At 65.3% G+C, this 17,516-nt stretch carries 18 protein-coding genes; 9 read left to right on the top strand and 9 right to left on the bottom strand.

Annotated features, from left to right (window positions below):
* Positions 1–31 precede the first annotated feature (31 nt).
* Positions 32–673: an SdpI family protein gene (locus tag LIX00_RS04285; RefSeq protein ID WP_227354954.1), complete on the top strand. Its 642-nt coding sequence runs from the start codon at positions 32–34 to the stop codon at positions 671–673.
* A 24-nt stretch (positions 674–697) separates the two neighbouring features.
* On the opposite strand, the gene LIX00_RS04280 is transcribed toward LIX00_RS04285, so the two are convergent.
* The 3 genes from LIX00_RS04280 to LIX00_RS04270 all read right to left on the bottom strand — a co-directional run bounded on the left by LIX00_RS04280 (position 698) and on the right by LIX00_RS04270 (position 2,214).
* On the bottom strand, positions 698–1,102 hold the full coding sequence (locus tag LIX00_RS04280; RefSeq protein WP_227354952.1) for a PPOX class F420-dependent oxidoreductase: 405 nt from the start codon (positions 1,100–1,102) through the stop codon (positions 698–700).
* 87 nt (positions 1,103–1,189) lie between these two features.
* The gene (locus LIX00_RS04275) at positions 1,190–1,600 is read right to left on the bottom strand and encodes a DUF3054 domain-containing protein (protein ID WP_227354950.1); all 411 of its coding nucleotides are present in this window, start codon (positions 1,598–1,600) and stop codon (positions 1,190–1,192) included.
* A 23-nt stretch (positions 1,601–1,623) separates the two neighbouring features.
* Positions 1,624–2,214 carry a class I SAM-dependent methyltransferase gene (locus LIX00_RS04270; protein WP_227354949.1) on the bottom strand — a complete coding sequence of 197 codons (591 nt, stop codon included), beginning with the start codon at positions 2,212–2,214 and terminating at the stop codon, positions 1,624–1,626.
* Positions 2,215–2,283: 69 nt separating this feature from the next.
* Here LIX00_RS04270 and LIX00_RS04265 point away from each other — a divergent pair, with 69 nt between their 5' ends.
* The 5 genes from LIX00_RS04265 (at position 2,284) to LIX00_RS04245 (ending at position 6,182) form a co-directional block, all read left to right on the top strand.
* Positions 2,284–2,838: a GNAT family N-acetyltransferase gene (locus LIX00_RS04265; RefSeq protein WP_227355659.1), complete on the top strand. Its 555-nt coding sequence runs from the start codon at positions 2,284–2,286 to the stop codon at positions 2,836–2,838.
* Between the two features lie 87 nt (positions 2,839–2,925).
* Complete coding sequence (locus LIX00_RS04260; protein WP_227354948.1) at positions 2,926–3,933, top strand: DsbA family protein; 1,008 nt, start codon at positions 2,926–2,928, stop codon at positions 3,931–3,933.
* A 616-nt stretch (positions 3,934–4,549) separates the two neighbouring features.
* Positions 4,550–5,530, top strand: a complete 981-nt coding sequence (gene fen / locus LIX00_RS04255) for a flap endonuclease-1 (protein ID WP_227354947.1) — start codon at positions 4,550–4,552, stop codon at positions 5,528–5,530.
* A gap of 40 nt (positions 5,531–5,570) precedes the next feature.
* A complete protein-coding gene (locus LIX00_RS04250) occupies positions 5,571–5,852 on the top strand; it encodes a hypothetical protein (protein WP_227354946.1) in 282 nt (93 codons plus the stop codon).
* Positions 5,853–5,927: 75 nt separating this feature from the next.
* Entirely contained in the window at positions 5,928–6,182 is a 255-nt protein-coding gene (locus LIX00_RS04245) for a BolA family protein (protein WP_227354945.1), read from the top strand.
* On the opposite strand, the gene LIX00_RS04240 is transcribed toward LIX00_RS04245, so the two are convergent.
* From LIX00_RS04240 to LIX00_RS04225, 4 genes are read right to left on the bottom strand one after another with little or no spacing between them, the layout of a single operon-like run.
* A complete protein-coding gene (locus tag LIX00_RS04240; RefSeq protein ID WP_227354944.1) occupies positions 6,179–7,354 on the bottom strand; it encodes an ABC transporter ATP-binding protein in 1,176 nt (391 codons plus the stop codon). The genes LIX00_RS04245 and LIX00_RS04240 overlap by 4 nt on opposite strands.
* A gap of 39 nt (positions 7,355–7,393) precedes the next feature.
* Complete coding sequence (locus LIX00_RS04235) at positions 7,394–8,329, bottom strand: carbohydrate ABC transporter permease (protein WP_368410730.1); 936 nt, start codon at positions 8,327–8,329, stop codon at positions 7,394–7,396.
* Between the two features lie 52 nt (positions 8,330–8,381).
* A complete protein-coding gene (locus LIX00_RS04230) occupies positions 8,382–9,380 on the bottom strand; it encodes a carbohydrate ABC transporter permease (protein WP_227354942.1) in 999 nt (332 codons plus the stop codon).
* Positions 9,381–9,400: 20 nt separating this feature from the next.
* Entirely contained in the window at positions 9,401–10,708 is a 1,308-nt protein-coding gene (locus LIX00_RS04225) for an ABC transporter substrate-binding protein (RefSeq protein WP_227354941.1), read from the bottom strand.
* A gap of 188 nt (positions 10,709–10,896) precedes the next feature.
* Between LIX00_RS04225 and LIX00_RS04220 the strand changes: the two genes are divergently transcribed.
* Positions 10,897–12,309, top strand: a complete 1,413-nt coding sequence (locus LIX00_RS04220; RefSeq protein WP_227354940.1) for a class II fumarate hydratase — start codon at positions 10,897–10,899, stop codon at positions 12,307–12,309.
* A gap of 62 nt (positions 12,310–12,371) precedes the next feature.
* On the opposite strand, the gene LIX00_RS04215 is transcribed toward LIX00_RS04220, so the two are convergent.
* Positions 12,372–13,310 (bottom strand): hypothetical protein, encoded by a 939-nt coding sequence (locus LIX00_RS04215; protein ID WP_227354939.1) that lies wholly within the window; start codon positions 13,308–13,310, stop codon positions 12,372–12,374.
* A 178-nt stretch (positions 13,311–13,488) separates the two neighbouring features.
* On the opposite strand from LIX00_RS04215, the gene LIX00_RS04210 reads away from it, so the two are divergent.
* Together LIX00_RS04210 and LIX00_RS04205 are read left to right on the top strand one after the other, a co-directional pair.
* Positions 13,489–13,950 carry a PH domain-containing protein gene (locus LIX00_RS04210; RefSeq protein ID WP_227354938.1) on the top strand — a complete coding sequence of 154 codons (462 nt, stop codon included), beginning with the start codon at positions 13,489–13,491 and terminating at the stop codon, positions 13,948–13,950.
* Complete coding sequence (locus LIX00_RS04205; protein ID WP_227354937.1) at positions 13,947–15,428, top strand: PH domain-containing protein; 1,482 nt, start codon at positions 13,947–13,949, stop codon at positions 15,426–15,428. Before LIX00_RS04210 ends, LIX00_RS04205 begins: the two co-directional genes overlap by 4 nt.
* Here LIX00_RS04205 and LIX00_RS04200 read toward each other — a convergent pair whose 3' ends face one another.
* The gene (locus LIX00_RS04200; RefSeq protein WP_227354936.1) at positions 15,429–17,246 is read right to left on the bottom strand and encodes a hybrid sensor histidine kinase/response regulator; all 1,818 of its coding nucleotides are present in this window, start codon (positions 17,244–17,246) and stop codon (positions 15,429–15,431) included.
* Positions 17,247–17,516: the final 270 nt, after the last annotated feature.

Genomic DNA, 17,516 nt, shown 5'->3' with positions numbered 1-17,516 from the left:
ATTTATACGTCGAAACGCGAAACAATCGGACATGAAAGGGCGAACGAAATATCTCGCCGCGCTCGCGCTCGTCGTCGTCGCGTTCGGGGTCAGCGCGTACTATTATCCGCAGTTCCCCGAGCGGATGACGACCCACTGGAACGCGAGCGGCGACGCCGACGGTACGACGCCGAAGGTCTGGGGGGCGTTCTTTCTCCCCGCGCTGGCCGCGGGTCTCCTCTGTCTGTTCGCGGTGATTCCGAAGATCGACCCGCTCGGCGAGAACGTCGAGGCTTTCCGCGAGCACTACGACCTGTTCGTCGTCCTCCTCGTCGCGTTCGTGCTCTACGTCCATCTGCTCGTCGTCCTCTGGAATCTCGACTATCGATTCGAGTTCACGGCGGTGCTCGCGCCCGCGATCGGTGCGCTGTACTACTTCGTCGGGACGTTGATGAACCGCGTCGAGCGTAACTGGTTCGTCGGCGTCCGGACCCCGTGGACGATGACGAGCGACGAGGTGTGGCGGAAGACCCACTCCCGCGCCGGACCGCTCTTCAAACTCGCCGGGGTCGTCGCCCTCCTCGGCGCGCTCGTTCCGGCGTACGCGGTCTATCTCATCGCCGGCCCGGCGGTCGTCGTGGCCCTCTATCTCGCGGTCTACTCGTACGTCGAGTATCGACGCGTATCGGCGTGACGATGGCGGGTACGGCGACTCCGCTCAGTCGCCGCCGTGCGCGATGACCTCGTCCGGTCGAATCTCGAGAAGCACCCTCGCAGTTTGGATGGTCGGCTGGTACTCGTCGGCGTCGGTGTACCGCCGCGCGAGTTCGTCGATGTGCTCGCGGGCTCCCTCCTCGGTTATCTCGTCGACCTCGCCGAGGATGGACAGCGCCCGGTACGGGTTTTCGGGGTCGATCATGCTCACCCCGACCCTCGGATCCTGCTGGACGTTTCGTTCCTTGCGCCGACCGCGCTCCGTGTTAACGAGAACGCGGTCCGCGTCCGCGTCGTAGTCGATCCAGACCGGCGTCACGTGCGGGAGGCCTTCCGGCGTGAGCGTCGCCACGTGCGCGAACACCGGCTTTTCGAACAGGTCGTGGAAGTCACTGGGTATCGACGACATCGACCGACGATTGCTTCGCGACTCACTTCACGCTGCTGGGCACCCGCCGATTCGACCCTGACCGCGGTCGGAGACTACGGCGTTCCCTCACGACACCGCCGCCGCCAGCCCCCGCCAGACGACGAAGAACACCAACCCGATACCCGTCACGACCGCGACGAACGTCAGGGGGGCGTTCCCGTGGAACAGCGGGGTCGCTCTCAGTCCGGCCCCGATGAGCGATGCGACGATCCACGTTCCTCCGCCGAAGAGGGCCGCGTCGCGAACCGACCGCTGCGCTCGTGCGCTGTACGCGCCGACGATTACCGACGCGACTATCCAACCGACGAGAAACGGCGCGACCGTGTCGGCGAACAGCAGCGGTACTTCGATCGGATTTTCGTTGTGGCGGAGGCTTCCCATTCCGAGGAGTATCGACAGCACCAGCAGATCCCCGATGGCCAGTCCCGCCGTGGCCGACGAGCGGTCGAAACGCCGAGCACCGAACACGCTGCTCATGTCCTTCACTCGGCGCGCCGGGGTTATGTCGTTCCCGGTGTGCGCTTGACGCCCGCGACGGTGTAATCGAAGCCTCGGTTCCGAACTCGGGGGACGAGATCCACGTCGGAGAGCATTCGAACCAACTCCTCGGGCGCGAAGAAGGTCGAGTCCATCCCGATGAGATGTTCGCCTCGGACGAGCAGTTTCCCTCGAATCGTCGCCGGATTGTACTCTCGGACGACGAGGACGCCCCCGGAACGGAGGACCCGGGCGATTTCGGCGAGGGCGTCCGCGACGGCCCCGACGTGGTGGAGGGCGTCGGAGACGACGACGGCGTCGACCGATTCGGAACGGAGGGGCAGTCGGGAGGCGTCCCCCCGAACGCAGTCGAGTCCGCGAGCGCGCGCCTGCGCGAGCATCTTCCCCGAGGCGTCGAGCACGATTCGCTCGTCGGCGTCGAGCGCCCTCGCGGCGCGTCCGGTTCCGCCGGCCACGTCCACGACGCGCTCGACGGGGCGCTCCGCCTGCGCGAGTCCCTCCGCGAGAATATCGGCGTCGGCGTCCGGCGAGAGGAGGTCGTAGAAGCGCGCGAAGCGGTCGAAGTGGTGGACGTCTCCGTTGGAACTCGGCATGGCGCGACAGACGGCGGCCGACGAGTAAAACCCGACGGATGGATGAACCTCGCGTTCGAACCGTTCGGCATGGAGTACGCGGTACTGGGGTGGCCCGAGGACGAACCGACCCTCCGCCTCGACCACGAGCGGTTCAGCTACGCCGGCAAGTTCGTGATGTCGAACACGGGGAAGGCGGTGGCGAGGGTGGAGGTAGGCGAGGCGGAGAGCGAGGACGCGGAGGACGCCGACGGCGGGATCATCGCCGCCGTCGCGTTCAACGAGGACCGCACCGACGAGGAAATGATGTGGCTCCGGTACGTGACGGTGCGCGCGGAGCGGCGCGGCGAGGGAATCGGCCCGCGGCTGATTCGGTTCGCGACGGAGCGGATTCGCGCCCGGAACTACCGGCGGGTGAAAATCGCGGTGAACAACCCCTTCGCGTACCAGGCGCTCTACCGGGCGGGGTTCGGGTTCACGGGCGAGGAGACGGGTATCGCCGAGCTCGTGTTGACGTATCCGGGAGACCGGTCGCGGGAAACGTATCAAGCGGGGTTGGACGTGTTTCGGGAGCGCGACCTTTCGACGGACGAAGAAGCGTTCCTCGCCGAGAGGGAGGGTGAGAAACCTCCCTCGCCGCGGTAACCGACGACGAGTTCCACCCGTTCTCGTTCGGTTCGTTTTACCGTTTAACTGCCGATTAACGAAGTCCTTTTGGGACGGAAAAAGCGTATGAAAACCAGTCGGCGGAAGATGCTCGGTCTCATCGGCACGGGACTTTCGGTCGGCGCGCCCGGCTGCGCTGCCTTTTCGAGTCGATCGACCCACGAAGGGACGCCCGCGTCGAGTGGAACGTCGAACGGTGTGGAAACGTCGACGGCCGTCGGGAGCACCGGCGAACGTAACGATTCCGCGACCGAATCCGAGGTCGCGGAGATCGAGTCGCCGCCCGGAGTCTATCGATCCGCGACCGTTCCGGGCCGCCCGAGCAAGTTCACCTACGCGACGATGGGAACGGACGACGCTCCGGTCACGGCGACCGTCTACGGGGCGTGGAAATGCCCTCACACGGCCGATTTCGTGTTCGGACTCATGCGCGACATCGTCGAACGGTACGTCGAATCCGGCGACGTGGCCCTCGAATTCCGCGCCGTCGCGTACAGGAACGGCGAGGGATTTCACGGCTCGGACGAACCCCGAGCGGCGCGAGCGGGACTGTCCGTCTGGAACAACGACCCGGCCTCGTACTGGAACTACTTCGAGTACATGTTCCAAAATCGAAGCGGCGTCGACGGGTGGGCGACGACCGAGACGCTCCTTCGAATCGCGAAGAAGGCGGGCGTGACGAACCTCGGTACGATCGAATCGGAGATCGAGAACGGAACGCACCAGAAGCGGATCGAACGAACGATGGAACGGGTTCGGGAAATTCCAATCGGTGCCGTGCCCCGCGTCGTGGTCGGTGGAACGGTGACCGCGCCGACGGTGAATCCGAATCGGACGGTCGCGCAGTTGGACGCCGCGCTCGGGAAGGGGTCGGGGACGTCGACGCCCCACGGGACGACGACTCCGACGAGCGATGGCAACACCACGACTGACGGGACGGCTACGACCTCCGGAACGACTCCCGACACGACAACTGGGACTACCGCTCCGGCCTCGAACGCGACCGCGGGAAAGACGACTACTAACGCCACGACCGCCAGCGGTTCGACCACCAGCACCGCGTCCTCCGAGTAGCTCCGTTTTCCGTCCCCCGCCGGACGATTTTCCGGAAGTCCTCCGTATTCATCGGCGCTCCGAGAAACCTCGTTCGAGGACGTCGTCCTCGAATTCGGTACGAACGCTCCCGTTCGACCTCGATTCGTTCTCGATCGGCAAAAATCGCCCCTCGGGTTCGTTTTTCCCGTCCTCGTAGTGGCGAGCGTTAGCCTCCCCGACGTCGCCGGACCGTTGCCGACGTTCGTGATTATCGACGCGAACGACCTCGCCACCCTGCTGCCGACTGTCGTCGCTGGCGGGTTTCCCGTCGGTCGTTCACGGCGCGCCGTTGGTCATCGTCGTCGCCGTCGCGCTCGACCCATCGACTCTCGGAAGTCCGAACGCCCGAACCACGATGGATACGGTGACGCGCGGTGCGTTTTGGTCTCTTCTCCCACGATTCGTCGTCCCGCCGTTCGCGCTCTGGGGGCCTCCATCCGGGCTGCGGGCGTGCAGCACGTTCGGAGCGTCACCCGCAGGCCGTCGTCTCGGTCGGTGTTCCGGTCACCCTCTTCACGACTTCGAGTTCGGTCGGCGTCGCGATTCCGCCGTAGGACGACAGCCTTCAAGCCCACCCCGCCCTTACTCCCCGCAAATGGGTAACTCCGCACTGCGGCAGCTCGCCGCCATCGAGGAGGTCGGCTTCGACGAGTTGGACGGGTCGCTGGTGGCGGTGGACGCGCACAACTGGCTCTATCGCTACCTCACGACGACCGTGAAGTGGACGCGCGACGAGGTGTACACCACCGACGACGGTACCGAGGTGGCGAACCTCGTGGGCATCGTGCAGGGGCTTCCGAAGTTCTTCGAACACGACCTGACCCCGGTCTTCGTCTTCGACGGGCGCGTGACCGACCTGAAGAGCGACGAGATAGAGAGCCGGCGCGAACAGCGCTCGAAGTTGGAGGATCAACTGGAGGAAGCGCGCGAGGAGGGCGATACGATAGAGATCGCCCGACTCGAAGCACACACCCAGCGGCTCACGCCCGTCATCCAGGAGACGACGCGGGAACTGCTCGACCTGCTCGACGTGCCGGTCATCGAGGCTCCGGCCGAGGGCGAAGCGCAAGCGGCGCACATGGCCCGGAGGGGCGCGGTCGACTACACCGGCACCGAGGACTACGACGCCCTGCTCTTCGGCTCGCCCCTCACGCTCAGGAAGCTCACGAGCAAGGGCGACCCGGAGCTGATGGACTTCGACGCTACGCTCGAAGCGCACGACATCACGTGGGAACAACTGGTGGACGTCGCCATCCTCTGCGGCACCGACTTCAACGAGGGCCTCTCCGGCGTCGGGCCGAAGACGGCGCTCTCGGCGGTCAAAGAGCGCGGCGACCTCTGGTCGGTTCTCGAAGACCGCGGCGAGTACATCGAGTACGCGGACCGCATCCGCGAGCTGTTTCTCGACCCCGACGTCACCGACGAGTACGAGTTCGACGCCCAGATGGACCCGGACGTCGCGGCGGCGCGCGAGTACGTCACGGAGGAGTGGAAGGTGCACGAGGACGAGGTCGAGCGCGGCTTCGAGCGAATCGAGGAGAGCGTCGCGCAGACGGGTCTCGACCAGTGGACGTAGGGCCGACACGTTGACGGGTGCCGAGACGGTACGCGGAGTCGTGACCGACGAACTATCGCCGAACGACCTCGCGGAGGGGATGACCGTTAAACTCGAATGGTCGCCGAAGAAAGCGGCGGGCGGCGGGGCCTCCGAGGGGGAGGTGACCCGCGTCTGGCGACCCGACGACGTTCGGGAGTTCACAGTCCGGGCGGACGACACCCTCTGGAACGTCTACACAGAGTACCGAGACCCGCCGGTCGAGCGGGTGGACGAGGGCGGCGAGGAACCGGAGACGAAGACGATCGGCCGGCTCGATACGATTCACCTTCTGGGTCGCTGATTCGGGTTCGGTTCGCCGGCCGCGTCGGAACCGGTTCCGTCCGTCTTTTTGTCCTTCGACAAGAAACGTCCCACCATGAACGCGGACGAGGTCGCGGAACTCATCGAATCGGGACTCGAGGACGCCGACGTGACGATCACCCATCCCCGCGGGAGCCACGACGAGGACCATCTCGCCGCGCTCGTCGTCTCCCCGGCGTTCGAGGGGAAGACGCTCGTCGAACAGCACCGGATGGTGTACGACGCGCTGGGCGACCACATGACGACGGACATCCACGCCCTCGAAGTGAAGACGTACGCGCCCGAGGAGTACGAAGAGTACGAGGGCTAGCGGTTCGGAATCGACACTTCCGAGGCGTCGAGCCTGCGATTTCGCAGCGTCTCGCCCGTCTCGGCGTCGAACAGGTGTATCGCCTCTTCCGGCACGCGAGCGACGACCTCCTGTCCCGCCTCGACGGTTCGCATCCCGCCGAGCGTGACGACGAAGGTTCGGGGCTCCTCCGCCGCCCCTTCCGTCACCGATGGCTCGTCGTCCGCGCCGGCGAACCGGAGGTAGACGTTGTTCTCGTTGCCCATCGGCTCGACCACGTCCACGACGGTCCGAAAGTCGTGGTCGCCGTCGCCGTCGCGGACGAGTTCCACGTCCTCCGGTCGGACGCCGAGGGTCACCCGCTCCGCGTCGCCCACCTCGGAGCGCGTCTCGTTCGAGAGCGGATACTCGAACCGTTCGCCGACGAGCGCGTCGCCCTCAAGCGTCGTTTCGAAGAAGTTCATCGAGGGCTCGCCGATGAATCCGGCGACGAACCGGTTCGCGGGTCGGTGGTACGCCTCGATCGGCGTGCCGACCTGCTGGAGTTGCCCGTCGTTCAGGATGGCGATGCGGTCGCCCATCGTCATCGCCTCCGTCTGGTCGTGCGTGACGTACACCGTCGTCACGCCGAGGTCGTCCTGCAGTCGCTGGAGTTCGGTACGCATCTGCGAGCGCAGTTTCGCGTCGAGGTTCGACAGCGGTTCGTCCATCAGGAACACCTCCGGGTCGCGGACGATGGCGCGGCCGAGCGCCACGCGCTGTTGCTGGCCGCCGGAGAGTTCGCCGGGCTTGCGGTCCAGCAGGTCTTCGATGCCCATCATCTCGGCGGTCTCCTCGACGCGGCGGTCGATGTCGTCGTCCGCGAGGTCGGTCGACTCCTCCAGTCCGAAGCGCATGTTCCCCCGGACGGTCATGTGGGGGTAGAGCGCGTACGACTGGAACACCATGGCGATGTCCCGGATCGTCGGCGGTTGGTCGTCGATGACCGTCCCGTCGAGGCGAATCGAGCCGCGGGAGACGGTTTCCAACCCCGCTATCATCCTGAGCGTGGTCGACTTCCCGCACCCGGAGGGGCCGACGAGGACGAGGAACTCCCCGTCGTCTATCTCGACGGTCGCCTCGTCGACGGCGACGATCCGGTCGCCGTCGTCGTCGAACCACTTGGTCACGCCGTCGAGCGTGAGCTTAGCCATCGTTCCGATACCTCCGTTCCGTCGTGTGATTTCGTATCATCAGCTTGCCACTCCTTTTGCGAACTGTTCTCCGAACGCGATGTAGACGATGAGCGTCGGTATCGCAGCGACGAACGCGCCCGCCATCTGCAGGCCGAACGACTGGATGATGCCGCCGCTCAGGTTCGTCAGCGCGACCGTCACCGGTTCCCCCGCTCCGGCACCGCCGGGGAGGATGACCAGCGCGAACAGCAGGTCGTTCCACACCTGCGTGAACTGGTAGATGAGCGTCACCGCGAACATCGGCTTCGACAGCGGAAGCACGATGTTTCGGTAGATGCTGAACACGCTCGCCCCGTCCAACCGGGCCGCCTCCAGCATCTCGTCCGAGAGGTTCCGGTAGTACGACCGGAACAGCAGGAACGTGATGGGTATCCCGTAGGCGGTGTGCGCGATGATGAGGTTGACGATGTTCGCGTAGTGGGGGTGCATCAGCGGCAGACTCCACACCGGCGCGAGCAGGGCCCGCGTATCGACGATGGCGAACAGCCGCGAGAGGGGCACCAGCACCGCCTGGTACGGGATGAAGATGCCCGCGACGAACAGCGCGATGACGGGCATCTGGTACTTCCACTCGACGTTCGTAATTCCGTACGCCGCGAGACTCCCCAGCGTCGCCGACAGGAGCGTCGCCGGAACGGCGAGCATGAGGCTGTTGACGATTCCGTGAGCGAGTTTGTCTATCGCCACCCGCCACGGCTTCAGGGTGAATCCGCCGGGGCCGGGCGGCGCGAACGGGAGCGTCTCGTTGAACGCGCTGCTCGTCTTGAAGGCGGTCATGACGGCCGACTCCAGCGGTGCCAGATAGAAGCCGACGAGCGCGAGCAGCACCGCGTACAGCGCCAAGCGTCGCGGCCCCGCGTTCCGGAACGCGGCGGCGGCCCGCTCCCCGCGAGTGTGATTCTCCGGGTCCGGAGTCGCAGGCGGGCCGCTCATCGGGACCACCTCGCCGTCCCCGTCCGACACCGTATCGTCGCTTCGGTCGGGATCATAGCTCACCCCGTCTGTACTCGCTGTAGAGGTACGGGCCGACGACCGCGAGCGCCATCAGGAAGAGGATGATGGCGATGGCCGACCCGTACGCCCAGTTGTTCGACGCGAACGCCTCGCGGAACATCATCGTCGCCAGGATGTCGGCCGCGGGGCCGGGATTGTTTCCGAACATCACGTACAGGAAGTCGAACGCCTTGAGCGCGAACACCATCAGCACCACCGCCGCGCCGATGGTCGACGCGCGCAACTGCGGGATGACCACCCGCCGGTACATGCGCCACGAACTCGCGCCGTCCACCCGCGCGGCTTCGAAGTGATCGTCGGGAATCGCCCGCAGGCCCGCGAGGTAGACGACCATCGCGTAGCCGCTGAACTGCCAGATGAGCGCGAAGATGACCGCCGCGAGCTTCGTCGACGGGTCGCTTATCCAGTGGTGGGCGAGGAAGTCGAGACCGAACTTCCGCAGCGTGATGTTTATCATCCCGCTCTGGAAGTTGTACATCCACGCCCACACCTTCGCCGTCACGACGAACGAGAGGCTCATCGGCAGGAGGTAGATGGTTCGAAACGTGTTCTCGAACCGAATCTCCCTGTCGACGACGATGGCGAGCGCCAACCCGACCACCAGACAGAGCACGGTGAACGCGACCAGCAGAGCGAGCGTGTTCCGCGCCGCGGCCCAGAAGTTCGGGTCGCCAAGCGCCCGCCGGTACATCTCCAGGTCGAACGCCGCGGGGTCGTACGTCGGGAGCGTGAGGTCCGCGAAGTCGGTGAAGGAAATTATCAGGTTCCAGCCGATAGCGCCGTAGACGAAGAACCCCATCAGCAGGAACGGCGGCAGCCAGAACGGGAGGCTCTGGACGAACTCGCTCTGGAGTACGGACCCCTCCGTCTCGCGGCGCTTCTCGGTCACCGTGCCCCCGTCGGCTCGAACCTCCCGGTTTCGACTCGCACGGCGCCGCAGTTTTTCCAGTGATTCGCGTATTCCTTGCATGGAAAATCGAGCGTCGTGTCTCAGTTCGATTTGAACGCCTTGGCGAAATCGTTGTACGCCTTATCGACGTTCCAACCTGAGTTGAAGGACGTCGCGGCGTCTTTGAGCTTCGTCAGCGTTCCGGGTTTCGTCGCCAACCCGTGCGTGATGGACGGCGGTTGCGATTTCGAGTTCTTGAACTCGTCCATCTGCCGCGAGAGGAACGGTCCGAACTTGTCCTTCGGCACGTCGGTGCGCGGCGGAATCGACCCCTTCTTGGGGTTGAACCGCTCCTGCGCGTCGACCGACCCGACGTACTGCAGGAACTTCTTCGTCGCGCCCTTCGTGGGGTTGTTCTTCGGGAACGGGAACGAGTCCATGACGAGCGCGTACATCCCCTTCGTGCCGGGGAACTGCACCATATCCCACTGTTTTCCGAACTCGAAGTTCTTCTGACTGCGGTACATTCCGGCGGCCCAATCGCCCTGGTGGATGAACGCGGCTTCCCCGTTGATGAGCTTCTTGTTGGCCTGCTGCCAGTCGAGCGACCCCGCGTCGCTGTTGAAGTGTTTCTGGTACTGCTTCACCATCGAGAGCGAGTTCTTTACGGCTTGCTGGTTCTCCTTGACATTCCCTTCGGTAAACGCGGTGTACGCCTGCTCGCCGTGCTCGCCGAGGAGTATCTGCGCCCACAGTTGGAGGGTCGACCAACCGGACTTCGTCTGGTGGGCCATTCCGACCGCGTTCGTCTTGCTCTCGACCTGTTTCATCGCGCCGACGAGGTCGCTCGGCTTCTCGATGCTCTTGGGGTCGACGCCCGCTTTCTCGACGACCTCGACGTTGTAGAAGAGGTTGTTCAGGCGGTGGATGTTGAGCGGTACCGTCACGAACTTCCCGCCCGGTTTCGCGGCCGCTTTCGGCCCCTTCAGGTACGCCTTTTTCATGTCGTTGTTCGACCAAATCGAATCGCCGATATCCCGCAGTTTGTCCGCTTCGATGTACGGTTGCAGGTTCTTCCCCGGCCACGCTTGCCACGTGCTCGGCGGGTTGTCGTTCAGGATTCGCTTTTTGATGACGGCGTGGAGGTTCTGGCCCGCCCCGCCGGAGACGGGATTCGCTTTTATCTTGATGCCGTGCTTCTTCTCGAACCCTTTGAACAGCGCCTTGATGGCCGCGCCGCCGTCGCCCCCCGTCCACCAGTGTTGCACCTCGACCTTGTTTCCGCCGCCTCCGCCTCCGCCTCCGCCTCCGCCTCCGCCGAGACAGCCGGCGAGCCCCGCGGTTCCGGCGGCACCGGTGACTTTCAGGTAGCTACGACGCGATAGGTCTCCGCTGCTATTTCTTGTCATGGGTACACCTCGTTAACGTACCCTGACCATCTCGGAAGAACCACTTAACCATTGTCACTAAGTTAATCCCTCGGCGAGTAAATTATTACATATGGTAAACTATTGAATCAATCGCGCCGTCGTGTAATCACCGCGAACGGATCCTTATCGATGGGTTTTACGCCCGCCCGAAACCACCCTCCGGACGCATGAGCGACGAGGATTATCGAATCGAGGAGGACAGCCTCGGGGAGATGCGGGTGCCCGCCGACGCCTACTGGGGCGCGCAGACCCAACGCGCGGTGGAGAACTTCCCCATATCGGGCATCACGTTCGGACGGCGGTTCGTCCGCGCGCTCGGCGTGGTGAAGAAGGCCGCGGCGCAGGCCAACCGCGACCTCGGGATGATAGAAGCCGACGAGGCGGAGGTCATCGTCGAGGCCGCCGACGAGGTCATCGCCGGCGAACACGACGACCAGTTCCCGGTCGACGTGTTCCAGACCGGGAGCGGCACCTCGACCAACATGAACGCCAACGAGGTCATCGCCAACCGCGCTGCCGAAATCTACGGGAACGAGGTCGGGAACCGCGACATCCACCCGAACGACCACGTCAACTTCGGCCAGTCGAGCAACGACGTGATTCCGACCGCGATGCACGTCTCGGCGCTGGAGGCCGTCGAGAAGGACGTGCTCCCGGCGCTCGACACCCTGCGAGAGGCGCTCGAGGAGAAGGCATCGGAGTTCGACGGCGTTGTGAAGACGGGTCGGACCCACCTGCAGGACGCCACGCCGGTTCGACTGGGGCAGGAGTTCGGCGGCTATCGGACGCAGGTCGAGAAGGGTCTCGCCCGCGTCGACGACGTCAGGAACCACCTGAGCGAACTCGCGCTCGGCGGAACGGCGGTCGGAACCGGGCTGAACACCCACCCCGACTTCCCCGAACTCGCCGCGAAGTACATCAGCGAGGAGACCGGCGTCGAGTTCCGCGAGGCGGACGACCACTTCGAGGCGCAGGCGGCCCACGACGCGATGGCCGAGGCGCACGGCGCGCTCCGCACGGTCGCGGGGTCGCTCAACAAGATCGCCAACGATCTGCGGCTGCTGGCGTCCGGTCCCCGAAACGGGCTCGGCGAAATCGACCAGCCCGAGAACCAGCCCGGTAGCTCCATCATGCCCGGGAAGATAAACCCCGTCGTCGCGGAGGCGGTCAATCAGGTCCACAAGCAGGTCGTCGGCAACGACACCGCGGTGGAGTACGGCGCGGCGGAGGGCCAACTCGACCTCAACCTATACAAGCCGTTATTGGCGCACAACTTCCTCCAGTCCGCCGAACTCCTCTCGAACGCGAGCGAGGTGTTCGCCGAGAAGTTCGTCCGGAAACTGGAAGCCGACCGGGAGCACTGCGAGGAACAGGTCGAAGAGAGCATGGCGCTCGCCACCGCTCTCAACCCGCACATCGGCTACGACAAGGCCGCCGAAGCCGCGAAGACGGCGCTCAAGGAAGGAAAGACGGTTCGGCAGGTCGTCGTCGAGAAGGGCTACCTCAGCGAGGAGGAGGCGAACGAAGTCATCGACCCCGAAGCGATGACCCACCGCGGCATCCTCGGGCGGGACGAGTAGCGCGGTCGGCCGTCGTCCCTCGACCGCCGGCAGAAAACGGGGACGCGACGACGAGCGGGCGGTCAGAAGAGGTTGGTGAAGAACGACACCACGGAGTTTATCGCGGAGGCGAAGCCGCTCCAGAGCTTATCGAGGAACGACTCGTTCTTCTTCGCGTTCACGCCGGACGTTCCAGTGGTGGTCGTTGTCGTCGGCGTTTCACCTCCCCCTCCGTTGCCCTCTCCCGCCTTCTTCGTCGTCGTGGTCTGGTTCGACCCGGACTGGCACTTGTTGGCCGATATGGTTATCGGCTTGTTCATGTTCAGTTGCGTCCGGGTCGGGTTGTTGACGTTCCCGGAGAGCACCTGCCACTTCTCCACGTTCCCGCTGTAGTTCCCGCTCGCGTCCGAGAGGAGCGCCTTTTTGTTGAACTTCGGGTGGATGGTGAACTCGAACTTGTCCCCGAGTCCGCGGTACACGGCGCCGTCCGCCCGACCGCCCTGCCACGTCCAGTGGATGGTGGCCGTCGCCGTCTCCTTTCCGTTCCAGTTGCGGTGTTTCGAGTAGTCGAACGTATCCCGGTTCGTCGAGCCGTCGTACTGGTCGTCCCTGACGACGAACTTCCCGTTGACCGGGAGGCTCGTGATGTTGAACGAGACCGCGCCGCCGTTTCCGGCGTCCAGTTTGTCGTGCACCATCACGAGGCTCAGACCCTTCGGACCCTCGTAGAGGAAGAGGATGCTGGTGTTCTTGCGCTGGAGGCTCTCGGTGCCGAAGGAGGCGTACTTGTACGACGACGGGTCGGTGTCGGGCGTTCGGTAGTCGTAGAACTGCTCGACTGGCAGCCCCGACATCGAGAGCGGTTGGATCGGAATGCACTTACCGTCCTGTTCGATGCTGTACTGCGCGTTTCCGTCAGATTGGAGTGCACCTGCCGACGAGACACCCCCGAGTAACGCGGTGGAGGCGACGGTCGCCGAGACGAATCGGCGACGGCTGATTGTTGGCGAGTTCTCGGTCATGCTGTCCACGAAGGATACGGCTTCCCGGCGTCTTTGTTCCACGCCGTCTGATTCGAATCAGTGTGGGGCGAACGAAGCGGTAAGCGCGCCTTTCCTCGCGGTAAGGCGACGCTAATCCGAAATCGGTGACCGCTCCGGCACGCCTACCTTTATACGGCGTCTGTCTCGTAGTGTGGGTATGGAGACACTCGATTCCCGCGTCCGAATCGTCTGGCTCGCGGGCGTCCTCGTCGCCGCGGCGTTGGTCGGCGGTGCGCTGGTCGGGGTCCGACGATTCCTCGTCGACCTCGCGGTGTGGCTCGTCGCGGCCGCGACGCTCGCCGTGATCGGCCTCGGCGCGGCCTACGTCGTCTTCAAGTACCGCGTCTGGCGGTTCGAGATACGCGACGACGACCTCTACCTCGAGCGCGGCGTGTTCACCCGCGTCACCACCGTCGTCCCCTTCGTCCGCGTCCAGCACGTTGACACGCAGCGCGGACCCGTCGAGCGACTCGTCGGTCTCGGGAGCGTCGTGGTGTACACCGCCGGGTCGCGGGGAGCCGACGTGACGATACCGGGCCTCACGCCCGAGCGGGCGAGCGACCTCCAGCGTCGCCTCCGGAACCTCGCCATCGAGAGCGAGTTCGAGGACGCCGTATGAAACTCCACCCGCTCTCGCTACCCTACCGGGCGGTCACTCGGAGCGTGAGCGTCGGCTCGACCGTCCTCTTCGCCGGGCTGGCGCTGGCCGGAGCGGTGGATTCCCTCACCGTCGGCGCGGTCGCCCTCCTGGTCGTCGCCGGACTGGCGCTCGCGGTCGGGTGGGAGTACGCCTACTACCGGCGGTTCGAGTACGCCCTCACCGCCGACTCGCTCGACATCGACTCCGGCGTCGTATCGCGCCGCCGCCGCGAGATTCCGCTCCGGCGCGTGCAGAACGTGGACATCCGACGAAACGTCGTCCAGCGCGCGCTGGGACTCGCCGCCGTGAGCCTCGAAACCGCGGGCGGCGGCGAGACGGAGGCGAGCCTTCGGTTCGTCTCCGACGAGGAAGCGAGACGCCTCCAGCGCGAGATACAGCGCCGCAAACGGGGCGTCGTGGCGGACGAAGGAGGCGAACGACCGGAACCGGAGGCCGACCTCCTGTACGAAATCAGTTCGACGGAGCTACTGCTGCTCTCCGCCGTCTCGCTCGAACCGCGCGTTTTCGGTCTCGTGTTCCTCGTCGTCCCGCTGTTGACGGACGCCGCGAACTCGCTCGGCGGACTGACGCTGCTGGTCGGACTCGCGCAACTGGCGGTCTCCGCGCTGGTGCTCTGGGTGGCGAGCGCGATGGTCACGTTCGCGCGCTACTACGATTTCCGGCTCGCGCGGGTCGACGACGAACTCCGGTACGAGCGCGGCCTGCTCCAGCGGTACGACGGGAGCATCCCGCTCGACAAGGTGCAGACGCTCACGCTCCGCGAGAACCCGCTCATGCGACTCGCGGGCTACGCGACGCTCTCGGTCGAGACGGCTGGCTACGCGCCCGGACAGGGCCCGTCCGGCGGGTCGGAGGCGGCGGTTCCGCTCGCGGTCCGCGAGCGCGTCCTCGCGCTGGCGCACTCCATCGAGTCGTTCGACGACCCGACGTTCGAGCGACCGCCCGCGCGGACCCGTCGCCGCTACGCCGTTCGCTACGCGCTCGCCGTCGTCGGTCTGACGGCGCTCACCTACGGCGTCGACCGGTTCACCGGCTTACTCGATTTCTGGTACGCACCCCTCGCGCTCGTCGCGCTCGCGCCCGTGGCGGGACACTACCAGTGGAAACACCGCGGCTACTTCGTCGGCGACGACCACGTGCAGACGCGGAACGGGTTCTGGCGCAGGACGACGCACGTCGTCCCCTACTACCGGGTGCAGACCGTCATCCAGCGGGAGACCTTCTTCCAGCGTCGCTGGCGACTGGGGACGGTCGTCGTCGACACGGCGAGTTCGGTCGGCCTCGGCGGGCGGGACGCCCGCGCCGCGGACGTGGACGAGGGGAACGCGAGCGACCTGCGCGAACTGGTCGGCCGGCGACTGGGCCGACAGGTTCGACGCCGGAAGGCGCAGTCCCGCCGGAGGAACGCCGAATCGAAACCCTCCAGCCGCGAGTGATCACTCCTCGGCGGTGTCGACGCCGCGAACCTCGAAGCGCGCGCCGCCGAGTTCGTCGTCGCCCGCGGTGAGCGTCCACTCGTGGGCGTCGGCGATCTGTTTCACGATGGAGAGTCCGAACCCCGTCCCTCTTCGCTCGGTCGAGAACCCGTCTTCGAATATCCTGTCGCGCTTCTCGGGGGGGATGCCGTAACCGTCGTCCCCGATCGCGAATCCGTCGCGTACCGCTTCGACGCGGACGTGCGGGTCGTCCCCGGCGTGGGTGACCGCGTTGTCGAGCAGGTTTTCGAGGAGTTCGCGGAGACGGCTCTCGTCGGCGCGAATCGTCGGGAGGTCGTCGGCCACGTCGAGGGTCGCCGTTTCGCTCCCGGTTATCGACCACGCGTCGCGAACCGCGTCGCTGAGGTCGAGCGATTTCGTCTCGCCGACGACGCGACCCTGCCGAGCGAGCGTCAGGAGGTCGGTGATGAGCGCGTCCATCCTGTCGAGCGCGAGCGAGATTTCCTCCAAGTGCTCCGAGTCCCGCTCCCGGCGTTCGAGGTCGGTTCTGACCTGCGCGACGTCGAGCGGATTCCGGAGGTCGTGGGAGACGACGCTGGCGAACTCCTCGAGGCGCTCGTTCTGCTGTTCCAGTTCCTGCTGGCGGTTCCTCCGCTCGGTCACGTCGTCGACGGTGACGACGACGCGCTCCAAGTCCCCGTCCGCCGACCGTATCGGTGCCGCGCTGATGGAGAGGAGGCGCCAGTCGCCGCTCGGACCCTCGTACCCCATCGACACGTCCCGTATCGTCGTTCCCTCTTCGAACACCTCCAAGAGCGGATTCTCGCCGTCCGCGAACGGGTTGCCCTCCTCGTCCGTCGTCGTCCACTGGGAGGAGTCGTAGGTGCGGTTCGTGATCTCTTCTTCGGTGACTTCGAGCAGTTCGACCACCCGTTCGTTGGCGCGCGTTATCTCGCCCTCCGAGTCGATGACGAGGATGCCGACCGGACTCGTCTCGAACACCCGTTCGAGCAGTTCCTTCTCCCGGTGGTGTTCCTTCCGCATCTCGTTCGCTTCGGTCACGTCGCGGAAGTAGACGGACAGCCCCTCCTCCGACGGGTAGGCGTGGACTTTGAACAGTTTGTCGAGCGGCGGGTAGTGCGCCTCGAACATCGTCGGTTCCTGCGTCTCCATCGCCTCGCGGTACTCGTCCTCGAACTGGCTGTTGAGCGCGTCGGGGAACTCCTCCCAGACGACTTCCCCGAGTAGCTCCTCTTCCGTCCTGCTCAGCAGTCGCTCGGCTCGTTCGTTGAGGTACGTGAACCGCCACTCGGCGTCGAGCGCGAAGAAGGCGTCCCTCACCCGCTCGTAGACGTTCCGCATCCGCTCTTGGTACTCCGTCGCGGCGCGTTCCGCCCGGTAGCGACCGACGACGTTCTCGATGCGATTCGCCAGCACCGCGTACTGGTCCGCGCCGCCGCCCTTCTGGAGGTAGTCGGTGACGCCCGCGGAGATGGCCTCGCTCGCTATCTCCTCGCTTCCCTTGCCGGTGAAGAGGATGAACGGGAGGCGCGGAAAGCGGTCTCGGACCGTCTCCAGAAAGTCGAGCCCGTTCGTCTCGCCCATGTCGAAGTCGCTGACGACGCAGTCGACGGCGCGGCCGTCGTCGAGGCTGGCGAGCGCCGCCGTCGGGTCGGTCTCGGTGTGAACGACCGCGTCCGCGAGGTGATTCGTCAGAAGGGCTTCGGAGAGCCGAACGCGGGCGGGGTCGTCGTCCACGTGAAGTACCCGGATGGGCGTATCGTCGCCGAAATCGCTCGCCCCCAGGAAACTAGTCATACGGGAGTAACGATTTTCTTTGCTTTTAAATCTACGGGCTCTCCGACGACCGTCGCGTCTTCCCGTCGTCACCGCGCCGAGACGGGAATTATCGCTGACGTTCGACACTTGCGCGACGAGAAGTGGATTGAATGAGGCGACGGTGTGATAGTATTTAGTACGTGTACGATATTCCATCGTTCGAGAACCTCGAGCGGCGCGGTCGACGACGTTACCGACGGGGGAAACTCGCCCGAACTGGACGGTTTTTTACCCCTCCGCGTCCCACGT

The organism is Haladaptatus salinisoli (genome assembly GCF_020614375.1).
Classification (GTDB): Archaea; Halobacteriota; Halobacteria; order Halobacteriales; family Haladaptataceae; genus Haladaptatus; species Haladaptatus salinisoli.
This window is presented reverse-complemented; position numbering and strand designations above follow the sequence as displayed.

What these genes read in the sequence shown, in the direction of transcription:
- LIX00_RS04285 (WP_227354954.1), top strand. Translation starts at nt 32, where the DNA reads ATGAAAGGGCGAACGAAATATCTCGCCGCGCTCGCGCTCGTCGTCGTC.
- LIX00_RS04280 (WP_227354952.1), bottom strand. Translation starts at nt 1,102, where the DNA reads ATGTCGTCGATACCCAGTGACTTCCACGACCTGTTCGAAAAGCCGGTG.
- LIX00_RS04275 (WP_227354950.1), bottom strand. Translation starts at nt 1,600, where the DNA reads ATGAGCAGCGTGTTCGGTGCTCGGCGTTTCGACCGCTCGTCGGCCACG.
- LIX00_RS04270 (WP_227354949.1), bottom strand. Translation starts at nt 2,214, where the DNA reads ATGCCGAGTTCCAACGGAGACGTCCACCACTTCGACCGCTTCGCGCGC.
- LIX00_RS04265 (WP_227355659.1), top strand. Translation starts at nt 2,284, where the DNA reads ATGGAGTACGCGGTACTGGGGTGGCCCGAGGACGAACCGACCCTCCGC.
- LIX00_RS04260 (WP_227354948.1), top strand. Translation starts at nt 2,926, where the DNA reads ATGAAAACCAGTCGGCGGAAGATGCTCGGTCTCATCGGCACGGGACTT.
- fen (WP_227354947.1), top strand. Translation starts at nt 4,550, where the DNA reads ATGGGTAACTCCGCACTGCGGCAGCTCGCCGCCATCGAGGAGGTCGGC.
- LIX00_RS04245 (WP_227354945.1), top strand. Translation starts at nt 5,928, where the DNA reads ATGAACGCGGACGAGGTCGCGGAACTCATCGAATCGGGACTCGAGGAC.
- LIX00_RS04240 (WP_227354944.1), bottom strand. Translation starts at nt 7,354, where the DNA reads ATGGCTAAGCTCACGCTCGACGGCGTGACCAAGTGGTTCGACGACGAC.
- LIX00_RS04235 (WP_368410730.1), bottom strand. Translation starts at nt 8,329, where the DNA reads ATGAGCGGCCCGCCTGCGACTCCGGACCCGGAGAATCACACTCGCGGG.
- LIX00_RS04230 (WP_227354942.1), bottom strand. Translation starts at nt 9,380, where the DNA reads ATGCAAGGAATACGCGAATCACTGGAAAAACTGCGGCGCCGTGCGAGT.
- LIX00_RS04225 (WP_227354941.1), bottom strand. Translation starts at nt 10,708, where the DNA reads ATGACAAGAAATAGCAGCGGAGACCTATCGCGTCGTAGCTACCTGAAA.
- LIX00_RS04220 (WP_227354940.1), top strand. Translation starts at nt 10,897, where the DNA reads ATGAGCGACGAGGATTATCGAATCGAGGAGGACAGCCTCGGGGAGATG.
- LIX00_RS04215 (WP_227354939.1), bottom strand. Translation starts at nt 13,310, where the DNA reads ATGACCGAGAACTCGCCAACAATCAGCCGTCGCCGATTCGTCTCGGCG.
- LIX00_RS04210 (WP_227354938.1), top strand. Translation starts at nt 13,489, where the DNA reads ATGGAGACACTCGATTCCCGCGTCCGAATCGTCTGGCTCGCGGGCGTC.
- LIX00_RS04205 (WP_227354937.1), top strand. Translation starts at nt 13,947, where the DNA reads ATGAAACTCCACCCGCTCTCGCTACCCTACCGGGCGGTCACTCGGAGC.
- LIX00_RS04200 (WP_227354936.1), bottom strand. Translation starts at nt 17,246, where the DNA reads ATGACTAGTTTCCTGGGGGCGAGCGATTTCGGCGACGATACGCCCATC.